Consider the following 11,958-nt stretch of genomic DNA (forward strand, 5'->3'; position numbering starts at 1 on the left):
CTCTTGTTATTCTGAAGCCACGGTGCCGGACCTTGAAAGCCCCGGGCTCCAACTAGCGCCGCTACGAGCGGCATTCGCGCCGTCAGGCGCTCTCAGGTCCGGCACCCTTTTCCCGCCACTCGTTACTTTCCCGCCACTTTTCTACCGCTGCGTGCGCGTCATCGCCGCCACCGCGAACGCCTCACCGCCCGCGCTCCACCGCCGCGCGCTTGCCCGATCTCACCGCGCTGTCATACACGTTTCGCCCCATAATGAACTATCCTTGAGGAGAGTCGTTCATCGATTGTTCATGTCCCCGAAACGAGGAATTCACGTGGGGTTATTCTCTAAATTCTCGCGTTCCACGCGGGTTTTCGACCTAATTGGCGCCCAGGCGGCGCATCTTCCTATCGCCGCCGCGGGCCTCGCGCAGCTGATGACCGCACCGGTTCATGAGCGCGCGGAGTTGCAGCAGCAGTTGCATACCATCGAAAACAATGCAGATGAGTCAAATCACGCGCTCCTCAAAGTGGTAAATAGGTCTTTTGTCCTCCCTTTCGACAGGGAGGATCTTTATGCCCTGACCACCGCAGTTGATAATTGTGTGGACCTCATGGACGAGGTCGGGGAAAACGTAGCGTTCATGCGCCCGCTCACCCTCCCCGATAGCGTGCCCACGGTGGTGGATATTCTCAAGAGCTGCGCTCGGCTTTCCTCGGATATCCTCGCGCATTTCAACCCCACTTCCCCGGATACCCGCGAATACTGGGTGGAAATTAACCAGCTGGAAAACAAGGGCGATTCCCTCTACCGTTCCACCCTCGCCGCGCTTTTTGAAAACGCCACCGACGCCATTGAATTGCTGCGGGTCAAACTGGTTGTGGACACCCTCGAGGACACCGTCGATGCTTTCGAGACGCTCGCCGCCGTGGTCGAGCGCATTGCCCTCAAGGAGTCCTGATTTTGTCCGAGTTGCTCTTTTTGGTGGGCACCGTCGTCGTCATTAGCCTCATTTTTGACTTCACTAACGGTTTTCACGACGCCGCAAATGCCATCGCCACCTCGGTAGCCACCCGCGCGCTGACCCCGGGGGTGGCCCTCGCGATGGCGGCCGTCATGAACTTCCTCGGCGCGATGCTCGGCACCAAAGTGGCCGAAACAATCGGCTCGGGCATCGTTGATATTACCGAGCTGGAGAAAATAACCGGCCTCACCCTGGTGCTTGGCGGGCTGGCCGGCGCGATTGGCTGGAATCTTATTACCTGGTGGCGCGGGCTGCCCTCGTCTTCTTCGCACGCGCTGATTGGCGGGCTGGCCGGGGCGGGTATCGCTTCCCTGGCCACCGTGCACTGGGCGGTTATTTTCGACCGCGTGGTGGTGCCGATGGTTGTTTCCCCCGCGGTTGGTTTCCTGCTCGCCTACCTCATTATGAAAGTGGTGTTGCGCCTGCTCACAGAGGCGCCCTACCACACCACCATGCACCGTTTCCGCTACGCTCAAACGGTTTCCGCCGCGATGGTGGCCCTCGGGCACGGCCTCCAGGACGCCCAGAAAACCATGGGTGTGATCGTGCTGGCCCTCACCGCCGGTGGCTTCCACAATCTTGAAGACGGCATCCCCACCTGGGTGAAACTGGCCGCGGCCGCCGCGATTTCTTTGGGAACCGCGACCGGTGGCTTCCGCATTATGAAAACGCTCGGATCGAAAATTATTGATTTGGATCCGGCCCGCGGTTTCGTTGCGGAAAGCGTGGCCGCGAGTGTTCTTTATACGACGGCGTTTGTGTGGGCCGCCCCGATTTCGACAACGCATACCATTACCTGCGCGATCATGGGGGTCGGGGCCACGAAGCGGCGTTCGGCGGTGCGCTGGTCCGTGGCCGGCAATATTGCCACCGCCTGGATTCTCACAATCCCGGCGGCCGGCGCCCTGGCAGCAGTGGCCACCTGGCTGCTGCGCCTGGTTCTTATCTAAGCCGATTACCCGCTACCCGCACGCTGCTTCGAAATGCGGCGGCGGGCCGGTGCGGCGTCGTCGTACTCATATAGCATCCACAACACAACTGTGCCGCGCAGGATCGTTCCCGCGCGGCACAGTTCGCAAGGTAAACAGCGGAGCTGTTAACCGGTTTAGCCGAAGCGCCCGGAGACGTAATCTTCGGTTTCCTTATGGGTCGGGTTGGAGAAAATCTTTTCCGTCTGGTCGAATTCCACGAGGTGGCCGGGCTTGCCGGTCCCGGCGATATTGAAGAAGCCGGTCATTTCCGAGACGCGCGCCGCCTGCTGCATATTGTGCGTCACGATCACGATCGTGTATTCCTCTTTGAGGCTGTTCATGAGGTCCTCAATCGCGAGGGTGGAGATCGGGTCGAGGGCCGAGCACGGTTCGTCCATGAGGAGCACCTCGGGCTTGACCGCGATGGCGCGGGCGATGCACAGGCGCTGCTGCTGCCCGCCGGAAAGTGAGGAGCCCGGCTTATCGAGGCGGTCCTTCACTTCCTCCCAGAGGTTGGAGCCGCGCAGCGAGCGCTCCACGATTTCCTCCGCGTCGGACTTCTTGATCTTCTGTGAATTGAGCCGCATCCCCGCCAGCACATTGTCGCGAATGGACATGGTGGGGAAGGGATTGGCACGCTGGAAGACCATGCCCACGTGCTGGCGGACGGTCACCGGGTCCACCCCGGGGCCGTAAATATTATTGCCGTCGATGAAGACGTCGCCGGTCACGTAGGCGCCGTCGATCACTTCATGCATACGGTTGAGGGAACGCAGGAACGTGGATTTGCCGCAACCGGACGGGCCGATCAGCGCGGTCACCGAATTCGGTTTGATATCCACATTAACGTTCTCCACGGCGAGAAAATCACCGTAGTAAATGTTCTCGTTACGAACACTAATTCCCTGAGGCACTGTTTTTCCTTTCGGCTGCCGCGTTAGCGGCCCTTCGGGGCGAAGATATGAGCAATCAAGCGCGCCAGCAAGTTGAATACCAGCACGATAAACACCAAGACGAGCGCGCCGCCCCAGGCCAGGTCGAGGTTATTGGCCTTGAACTGCGAGTAGACGAACACCGGGAGCGTCATCATCGGGCCGTTGAACAAGGAGTAGTTGAACGTATCCGAGACGGAGGCGGTAATCATCAGCGGGGCCGATTCGCCGATCACGCGGGCGATGGCGATCACGCAACCGGAAACGATACCCGGCAGCGCGGTCCGCAGCACCACCTTGATGATGGTGCGAGACTTCGTCACGCCGAGCGCGTAGGAAGCTTCGCGCAATTCATTGGAGACGATGCGCAGCATTTCTTCGGTATTGCGGACCACAATCGGCGTCATCAGAACAACAAGGGCGACGGCGCCCATGATGCCATTGCGGAACCCGAGCGCGGGGGCGAGCACCGGGACAATCGCGGCGGCGAAGAGGCCGGCCACGATGGAGGGGATGCCCGTCATAATATCGACCAGGAAGGTCACCGAGCGGCCGAACCAGCCACCCCTGTTGTATTCCACCAGGTAGATGGCCGTCAGAATACCGAGCGGGATGGCGATGAGCGCCGTGATGCCGGTGATAATGAGCGTACCTACGATGGCGTGGCCGAGGCCGGGCTGAGCGCCGGGCAGGGACATGCCGAGGGTGGAGTTATTGAGGAACGAGTAGCTGAGGATCGGGAGGGCTTCCACGATCACGGTGTAGAGCAGCGAGAGCAGCGGGAGCACCGCGAGCACGAAAGCACTGGTGATGAGCACGGTGGCCATGCGGTTGGCGCCGCGGCGCGGGCCTTCCACCGCGTACCCGACGATCCGAATCACGAGGAAGAAGACGAGCAAGCCCACCAGGACCGCGCCGAAAAGCGAATCCGCTTTGAAGCCGAAGTGGAAGAGCAGCCAGGAGGCCAGCATGCACACCACGAGCACGGCCCAGTTGAAGAACTTGGGCAGGCGGCCGTATTCAGAGGCGAAGATCGGGGTGCCTTCGGTGACGGTGTCCGTGCTGCCGGCGCGGGCGTTGCCGCCGTTGCCGCCGTTGCCGCCGTTGCCGCCATTGCCGCCGGGCAGCGTGCCGCTACCGGGCAGTGCGTGCGCGCCGCCGTCGGGCTGGCCGGCGGGGGTCTGTGTTACGTCAGTACTCATTAGGCATTCGCTCCTGAGAATTCTGCGTACCGGGCCAGAACGCGCCGCGCCAACCAATTGACCACGAAGGTCAGGGCAAAGAGCATGAGGCCGATACCGATAAGGACCTGGCGCTGCAGACCGGGATGAGCTTCAGGGAAGTTCAGGGCGATCTGCGAGGCGATGGTGGAGTGCTGCCCCGGGGAGAAGAGGTTGAAGTTCACCTGCAGGCCGGCCGAGAGCACCATGAGAAGTGCCATCGTTTCGCCCAGGGCGCGCCCCAGGCCCAGCATGGCCGCGGAGACGATACCGGAACGGCCCACCGGGAGCACGGTCATCTTAATCATTTCCCAGCGGGTGGCGCCCAGGCCGAGGGCTGCTTCTTCCAGCAGCTTCGGGGTCTGGAGGAATACTTCGCGGCACAGCGAGGTGATAATCGGCAGGATCATAATGGCCAGCACCAGGCCGCCCATCATGATGTTTCGGGCCGGCGGCGTGAAGGCCACCAGGCTGGGCTGGAGGGGCCACCAATCGAATTGGGCCAGTCCGCCTTCTTCACCCATGAACGGAACGTGATCCACCCACCACTGGAGCGGCGGAGTGAGCACATTGGAGACCCATTCGAAAACGGGGCGCACAATCGGTTCGAGGGTGCGAATACCCCACAGGCCGAAGACCACGGAGGGGATGGCCGCGAGCAGGTCAATAATGTAGCCGAGGACGGAGGCGAAACGCCGGTGCGCGAAATGCGAGATGAACAGCGCAATCGCTACCGCGAAGGGTACGGCGAGGGCCAGGGCCAGGAGTGCGGAGAGCACGGTCCCGAAGAGGGCCGCCCCGGCGTACTGCCAGAAGCCCATGCCCTTCGTGAAATCTGCTGTCCCGGAGATTTCTTCCTTACCGGCAATGAATGCCGGATATGACTCGAGGAGCAGGAAGATGAAAACGGCGCCCAGGATGAGGATGATGAATGCTCCAGCTCCGATGGCTAGGCCGTTGAAGGTAGTGTCTGCAACGCGGCGACGCGCGCGTTTGGTCGGGCGGGCCGGCACTGCAGTCTGACCCACCTCCGGGGAGGTTTCCTGAGCGGTACGCTCAAGAACCTCCCCGGCTGCGTTATCTCGTTCAGTCATATCGACTTTCAGATAGGGGTATTCGGTTGTCTAACCGCTGGTTTACTTGATGGTATCGATGACGGCCATGGCCTGCTTGCGCAGGGTGTCCGAGATCGGAGCGTTACCACCGTTGGCCGCGAAGGCGGCCTTCTGGCCTTCTTCGGAGACGACGTAGGTGAAGAAGGCCTTGACCAGTTCACCGGTGGAGGCATCCTTGTATTCCTGGCAGCCGATGAGGTAGGAAAGCATGACGACCGGGTAGGCACCCTTGACGGAGCCATCGCGCTTGAGGTCCTTGTTGAGGAGGGTGTCCGTGGCGCCTTCGGCGGCCGGGGAGTCATCCACCACGCGGGCGGCGGCTTCCGGTTCGGGGCCGATGAACTCATCGCCAACCTTGACCTTCACCGGGGTGAGGGTTTCGATCTGGGAGTAGTCGGCGTAGATGATGGAGTTCGGGGTGGAGAGGGCCAGCTGGACCACACCGGAGGTGGATTCTGCGGACTGACCGCCCTGGATCGGCCAGGTTTCTTCCGAGCCGTAGGTCCAGACCTCGGGGGCGGCTTCTTCCAGGTAGGACTGGAAGTTACCGGTGGTGCCGGACTTTTCCGCGCGGTGGATCGGGATAATGGTTTCGTCCGGGAGCTTGACGCCGGAGTTGGTGGCGGCAATGGCCGGGTCGTTCCACTTTTCGATCTGGCCGGAGAAGATCTTCGCGATGGTGGGAGCGTCGAGCTTGAGCTCCTTGACACCTTCGAGGTTCACGGCGATCGCAATGGGGGAAATGTAGACGGGCAGTTCCACGGCAACGTCGGTCTTGCAGGTATTGGAGACCTGGGCGAGTTCTTCCGACTTGAGGGCCGAGTCCGTACCGGCGTACTGCACCTGGCCGGAGAGGAACTGCTGGCGGCCGGTGCCGGAGCCGGTGGGCTCGTAGTTCACGGTCACGCCCGAGTTCGCGATGGTGAAGTTATCGCGCCAGGCCTGCTGGGCCTTCTGCTGCGAGGAAGCACCGGAGCCGGAGATGGTGCCCGAGAGGTTCGAGCCGCTGTCCGCGGCCTGGGTGGTGGCGTCACCCTTGGCAGCTTCGGTGGTGGCAGAAGTCGTTGCGTCCCCACCACAGGCGGAAAGGGTCAGAGCAAGAGCGGTGGCACCAGCAAGTGCCGAGATCTTCATGGTCTTCACTGTTTAATCCTTGCGTGTTCAGGAACGCCCGTTTCGGCGCTCGCTGGTTCGAGCCTAGGAAGCGAGGGTTACGGTGGCCCACACCGGAGGTAAACAGAAGGTTAACGGGCTTGTAGCATGTCTCACAGGATGCGGCCGCTGGTCACGGGCCGCTAGTGTTCGGTGTGGACGGGACGGAAGCGTTCGACATCCACCGCGTGGTCGCCTTTCATATGGACGACGAGGATTTCTCCGGTTTTGAGGTAGGGGTCGCCGTCGGGGAGCTTTTCTTTCACGTGGTGGCCACCGTGTTTTTTAACGACGTCGATAACGGTACCCAGGGTGGGGCGATGCAAGCTGACCGCCGTGGGAGCTCCGGCATCGGTCAGGACAGCCTCGATGGTTTTACGTACTCCGGCGGGGTTCTTCGCGTGGGAGTGTTCGGTGAGGGCAGCGACGCAGGTAAGGGAAACTCCGGAGGCTTGCGCGTAGGGGGCGATGGTGGCGGTGCAGCGCTGCCAGGGGGAGGATACGAGGCGGTCCACGCCGTAGACGCTGAGCACCGAGCTGATGGTGCGAGCCCGGGAGGCGCCGTGCGGGGTGAGGGGCCGGGTTTTTTCACTTCCGTTCCACGCCGAACGTTTTTGGGCGCGGGCGTGGCGAACTAGCAGCACCGCACGGGTGGTGAGTTCCCCGCGTTCCCAATATTTCAGGACGCGTTTGAGCATGGTGCGTTCGTCTTTATAGCTGAGTTTTTCGAGGGCGGTTTCCGCGTTCATCCAGCGCGACCGGGTGATTTCCCCGGGGTGGGCTGTGGGGAATTCGGGGCGGGCGGCAACCGGCCGCGAGCGCGGGGTGAGCGGGCGGGCCACCCAGTAAAAAACTCGTTTTTTCTTACCCGAGGAGAGGGTGTAGCCGATGGAGGGCAGGGGCCGCTGCAGGGCGATATGCTCGCCGGTTTCTTCGTAGACTTCCCGCACGGCTGCCATGCGCGGGCCTTCGCCGGGCTTGTATTTGCCCTTGGGGAAGGACCAGTCTTTGTAGCTATCCCGGCGTACGAGTAGCACCTGGAATTCGCCACCTTTTTTGCGCCACACAACGGCGCCCGCAGCATGAACGCTGCTCATCACTCCCCCTTCGGCATAGTTGGTACGGATATGTGCTGGCCCCGGTTTGCCCGGCCCGGGCTTCCTAGTCCCCTCCTGCCACGCGGGAGCGTGCTTGTTTCATGAGCAGCTCCTGGATATCGACGAGCGGGCGGCCCTTGGGGCTGAGGTTGTGGCGTACCCATCCGTCCGGGCCCAGGTGCCACGAGCTAGTGGTATCCGCGGTGGCCACATCCACCAGTTCCACCAGGCGGTCCACCATATCCGGGTCCGTGATCTTGATGAGGGCTTCGATGCGCCGATCCAGGTTGCGATGCATGAGATCGGCAGAGCCGATGAAGACATCTGCGTCGCCGTCGTTACAAAAAGCGTAGATACGCGAGTGTTCGAGGTAGCGACCCAAGATGGAACGAGCTTTGATGTTATCGGAAAGCCCGGGGATGCCGGCGCGTAGGGCGCAAATACCGCGCACCTGGATGCTGACTTTCACGCCGGCTTGGCTGGCCCGGTAGAGGGCGTCGATGGTGGCTTCGTCCACGATGGAATTGACTTTGAATTTCACCCAGGCGGGTTTGCCAGCGTTCTTGTTTTCAATTTCGCGTTCGATCCGGTCGATGAGTCCGGAGCGGATGCCGGTGGGCGCCACGAGGAGCCGGTGGAAGCGTTCCTGCCGAGAGTAGCCAGAGAGCTGGTTGAAGAGCCGGGTGAGATCCTGGCCCACATCCCGGTTGGAGGTGAGCAGGCCCAGGTCTTCATAGCCGCGGGCGGTTTTCGGGTTGTAGTTGCCGGTGCCCACGTGGCAGTAGCGGCGCAGGCCGTCGGATTCTTGGCGAACCACCAGCGCGAGCTTGCAGTGGGTTTTCAGCCCGATCATTCCGTAGACCACATGTACCCCGGCCCGCTCGAGTTTGCGCGCCCATTCGATATTGCGCTGCTCATCGAAACGCGCCTTGATTTCCACGATGGCGAGGACCTGTTTGCCGGCCCGGGCCGCCCGGATAAGCGAGTTCACGATGGGGGAATCCCCCGAAGTGCGGTAGAGGGTTTGTTTGATGGCGAGGACCTGCGGATCCGCGGCCGCCTGGGCAATGAATTGCTGCACCGAGGTGGAGAAGGATTCGTAGGGGTGGTGGAGCAGCACATCATGATCGCGCAGCTTCGCGAAGAAATCAGCCGGTTTGGCTGATTCGGCATCCGTGAGCCCGGTGGGCGTGACGGGCACATACTTCGGGTATTTGAGCCCGGGCCGGTCCAGATCGTGGAGTTGCTCGAGGGATTGCAGGTCCAGAGGCGCGGGCAGCCGGTAGGTATCCGAAGGGCTCACGCTCATTTCCTTCTGGAGGAAGCTGAGGGTGGCATCATCCATATCCTCATCTACTTCCAGGCGCACCACCGGCCCGAAGCGGCGCCGAAGCAGTTCGCGTTCCAGGGCGGTGAGGAGGTTTTCTGCGTCGTCTTCTTCGACTTCTAGGTCCTCATTGCGGGTGACGCGGAAGGTGGCGTAGCTTTGCACATCCATCCCGGGGAAGAGTTCACCCAGGTGGTGCCCGATGAGTTCCTCCAGGGGCAGGAATTCAATATCACTGCCGGCTTCCACCGGAACGTTTTCCGGGCTGTAGGCGGTGCCATCTTCCCCGATCATGAGGAATCGCGGGAGCAGATCCGGCACTTTCACCCGCGCGAAAGCGGAAGAACCGCGCCGATCTTTGAGGACCACGGCGAGGTTGAGAGAAAGCCCGGAAATATAAGGGAAGGGATGGGAAGGATCCACGGCGAGCGGGGTGAGGACGGGGAAAATCTCATCCTTGAAGAGCTTGGAGAAGCGCTGCTGCACCTGCGCATCCAGCTCATTCCAGCGGCGGATAAAAACGCCCTGGCCTTCAAGCTTGGGCTTGATATCTTCCGAGTAGACCTTGGCTTGGCGCGCGGTGAGTTCATGGGTGCGTTCCGCGATACCCTTCATGACCTGGCGCGGGGTGAGGCCGGATGCTGCCACCACTCCGATGCCGGTATCAATACGGCGCTTGAGGCCGGCCACCCGCACCATGAAGAACTCATCGAGGTTCGAGGAGAAAATGGAGAGGAACCAAGCACGTTCCAGGAGCGGCAGGGTTTCATCTTCCGCCTGTTCCAGCACTCGCTCATTGAAAGCCAACCAGGAGAGTTCCCGATCCGCGAAGCGCCCTTCGGGAAGCTGGGATTCTTCCGGGGCTTTCGCGGAACGCTTGGCGAGTTTGCGCGATTCCTTGGCCATATCCGTGAGGGATTTGGTGGAGACCGGCGAACCGAGCCGCACCGCCTGCAAGAAAGTTTCATGCGGGGTGGGTTCCACGGCACTGGCGCCCTCCCGGGCCGCCAGGCGGGCGCGGGTAGCCGAAACGGCTGGTTCGGGTTGCAGTTCATAGCGGACATGCCGTTCGGCCTGCGTGAAACCGGCCTTCCCGTAGACATGCACCGCGGCGGAATTCGCGGCATCAACATAGAGGATGCAGCGCGAGAAACCCCGCGAGCCGGTGGTGACAAGCGCCCAGGCCGTCAGCAGTTTCCCGATGCCCTTGCCGCGGTGTTCCGGGGCCACCGCGAGCACGTAGAGTTCCAGCACATTCGCTTCGCTCGGTTCGCTGGCTGCGCCGGGATCACTGGCCGCGTTCACTTCGGCTGCGCCGGATTCGCTGCCCGCACCGGATTCAGCCGTGGCACCCCCAAGCACATTCGGCTTGAGCCACACAAAGCCAACGAGTTCACCTTGGCAGCGCGCGGTTACCAGGAGCTCCGGAGTGAACCAGGGCGCTTCCATGCGTTCGCGCAGATCCTCCGCGGTGAGCTGGCCCTGATCGGGCAGATCCGCAAAAGCTTCCGCGTTGAGACGCGCAATATCCTCCAAATCCGCGGCCGGATCCACCGGAGCCAGCACGATTCCCGGCAGAGTCCACAGGGCCGGGGCAGGATTTTCTTCCGTAACCGGGCGCTCCAACACGAGGAGGGTGCGCCCTGGGTAGAGCTGGGATGATGCCGCGAGTTCCTGGGCGGCCGGCAAATCCCCGTGCGCCCATACTGCGGTTTCCCCCGCATCCAGAACGGTGCGCAGCAATTCCGTACCGGCACCCTTGCCGCGGGCTTCCGGACGCACGGCCAATTCCACATCCCCGGTGCGCCCGGAATGAGCCACCCCGACCACGGGATCCCCGAGAGTCCACACCCGCGAACTTTCCGCGCCCGCGGCAATATCCAGAAGCGTTTGCTCGCTGAACGGCGCGACGCCATCCGCCGCGAAGCATTCTTGGGCGAGCTGGTTAAAAAGCGCGGCCTGATCCGGCTGCGGTGTTCCGGCAACGATACTCATAGGAGGGCTCCTTTTTCCTGCTACCTCTTAACCGTAGTCGATGACTACGACAGAAAAGTTACGTCCAAGCAAACGAACGACGGCGCAGTTCCCCTCAGCCAAGGGCTTCCTCCCCGATACCGTGAATTTCGAGCCGGCTGGCGCCGCTACCGGAACGGGCAAGCCTTCCCGCAAGTGTCGGCCGGCGCTCCTCCAGGAACGGCCCCGCTCCGCTACGAAACCGCTACGAAAGCGTGCCGCGCACCGCCCGAGCCCCGGCAGCGCGGAATTCCCGCGCCGTTTCCAGCAGCGCCGCATCGCGGCGCGTGACCGGCGTGGCCAGCGGGTGCTCATCACTGGGGATCCAGAGCGGATCCACTTCGGCAAGGGTGTCACACAGGCGGGCAGAGCTGGCCAGCACCTCCGCGAAGTCCCCGCTGAAGGAACCGGCAAACACCTCATCCCAACTGGATTGCACTTCCCCGAGAGTGGGGGTTTTCTCCAGTTTCTCCGCGCCGTCAGCTCCTTGGGAGCCGAGCTTTTCCCGCGCGGCAGTGAGCCGCGCGGCGGCGTCGTTCGGGAAACGCCGCAACCATTCGCGCAGCAAGTAGCCGCGCCACAGCATTCCGGGGAGAGTGCTTTCCGGGGAACGCGCCCAGGCTTCGGCGATGACATCGATGCCTTCGGTGGCGACGAGGTCCAGCACGCGGGCGCGCACCTCCGGGTCCTCGGTGTGGTAACCGGCGCCGGGCAGGAGGGCCTGGGCCGCGGTGTGGGCGAGCTCGCTGTGGTAGGCGACGTCCGCTTCACCTTCGATGGACTCGAGCTGGTCCGGTTTCATCTGGGCCGGACGGCGAAAACTACTAGCCATAATTTTTCCTCCACTCGCTCGGGGCGCGCCAGTGCGCTCGCTCACTCTTCCATTGTCGCACCTCAGGGCGGGCCTTAGTGCGGCTTTGAGCTGTTTTCCGCCGATTACGTAAAGGAGTTGCGGGATGAGCGACAGCGCGCAAGTGCGGTTTTCCACACAGATTCGCCCCGATTTTTTACCAGCGGGCCAAAGCGCGCTACACTACTTCGTGGGCCTCTAGCTCCAACGGTCAGAGCACTGGACTTTTAATCCAAGGGTTGTGGGTTCGAATCCCACGGGGCCTACCATTTTCTTCG

General features: G+C 62.2%; 9 protein-coding genes and 1 tRNA gene. 3 read left to right on the forward strand and 7 right to left on the reverse strand.

Annotated features, from left to right (window positions below):
* The first annotated feature begins 313 nt into the window (after positions 1-313).
* Positions 314-940 (forward strand): DUF47 domain-containing protein, encoded by a 627-nt coding sequence (locus QP305_RS08545; RefSeq protein WP_026428733.1) that lies wholly within the window; start codon positions 314-316, stop codon positions 938-940.
* Between the two features lie 2 nt (positions 941-942).
* The gene (locus QP305_RS08550) at positions 943-1,953 is read left to right on the forward strand and encodes an inorganic phosphate transporter (RefSeq protein ID WP_026428732.1); all 1,011 of its coding nucleotides are present in this window, start codon (positions 943-945) and stop codon (positions 1,951-1,953) included.
* Between the two features lie 155 nt (positions 1,954-2,108).
* On the opposite strand, the gene pstB is transcribed toward QP305_RS08550, so the two are convergent.
* The 7 genes from pstB to QP305_RS08585 form a co-directional block, all read right to left on the reverse strand.
* Complete coding sequence (gene pstB / locus QP305_RS08555; protein ID WP_026428731.1) at positions 2,109-2,888, reverse strand: phosphate ABC transporter ATP-binding protein PstB; 780 nt, start codon at positions 2,886-2,888, stop codon at positions 2,109-2,111.
* Between the two features lie 23 nt (positions 2,889-2,911).
* Positions 2,912-4,108 carry a phosphate ABC transporter permease PstA gene (gene pstA, locus QP305_RS08560; protein WP_284904917.1) on the reverse strand — a complete coding sequence of 399 codons (1,197 nt, stop codon included), beginning with the start codon at positions 4,106-4,108 and terminating at the stop codon, positions 2,912-2,914.
* Positions 4,108-5,220 carry a phosphate ABC transporter permease subunit PstC gene (gene pstC, locus QP305_RS08565; protein WP_180948672.1) on the reverse strand — a complete coding sequence of 371 codons (1,113 nt, stop codon included), beginning with the start codon at positions 5,218-5,220 and terminating at the stop codon, positions 4,108-4,110. The genes pstA and pstC overlap by 1 nt, the downstream gene beginning before the upstream one ends.
* 42 nt (positions 5,221-5,262) lie before the next feature.
* Complete coding sequence (gene pstS, locus QP305_RS08570) at positions 5,263-6,375, reverse strand: phosphate ABC transporter substrate-binding protein PstS (protein ID WP_035276844.1); 1,113 nt, start codon at positions 6,373-6,375, stop codon at positions 5,263-5,265.
* 161 nt (positions 6,376-6,536) lie between these two features.
* Complete coding sequence (locus QP305_RS08575; protein WP_284904918.1) at positions 6,537-7,490, reverse strand: NUDIX hydrolase; 954 nt, start codon at positions 7,488-7,490, stop codon at positions 6,537-6,539.
* A 64-nt stretch (positions 7,491-7,554) separates the two neighbouring features.
* Positions 7,555-10,812: an RNA degradosome polyphosphate kinase gene (locus QP305_RS08580; RefSeq protein WP_284904919.1), complete on the reverse strand. Its 3,258-nt coding sequence runs from the start codon at positions 10,810-10,812 to the stop codon at positions 7,555-7,557.
* A 223-nt stretch (positions 10,813-11,035) separates the two neighbouring features.
* Positions 11,036-11,662, reverse strand: coding sequence for a hypothetical protein (locus tag QP305_RS08585; protein WP_087069757.1), 627 nt, complete (start codon positions 11,660-11,662; stop codon positions 11,036-11,038).
* 210 nt (positions 11,663-11,872) lie between these two features.
* On the opposite strand from QP305_RS08585, the gene QP305_RS08590 reads away from it, so the two are divergent.
* Positions 11,873-11,949, forward strand: a tRNA-Lys gene (locus QP305_RS08590).
* Positions 11,950-11,958: the final 9 nt, after the last annotated feature.

Source organism: Actinotignum timonense (assembly GCF_030216305.1).
Lineage (GTDB): Bacteria > Actinomycetota > Actinomycetes > Actinomycetales > Actinomycetaceae > Actinotignum > Actinotignum timonense_A.

Excerpts from the sequence above, each read along its gene's own strand:
- pstS (WP_035276844.1), bottom strand. The coding sequence starts at position 6,375 with ATGAAGATCTCGGCACTTGCTGGTGCCACCGCTCTTGCTCTGACCCTT.
- QP305_RS08585 (WP_087069757.1), bottom strand. The coding sequence starts at position 11,662 with ATGGCTAGTAGTTTTCGCCGTCCGGCCCAGATGAAACCGGACCAGCTC.
- QP305_RS08580 (WP_284904919.1), bottom strand. The coding sequence starts at position 10,812 with ATGAGTATCGTTGCCGGAACACCGCAGCCGGATCAGGCCGCGCTTTTT.
- QP305_RS08575 (WP_284904918.1), bottom strand. The coding sequence starts at position 7,490 with ATGAGCAGCGTTCATGCTGCGGGCGCCGTTGTGTGGCGCAAAAAAGGT.
- pstA (WP_284904917.1), bottom strand. The coding sequence starts at position 4,108 with ATGAGTACTGACGTAACACAGACCCCCGCCGGCCAGCCCGACGGCGGC.
- pstC (WP_180948672.1), bottom strand. The coding sequence starts at position 5,220 with ATGACTGAACGAGATAACGCAGCCGGGGAGGTTCTTGAGCGTACCGCT.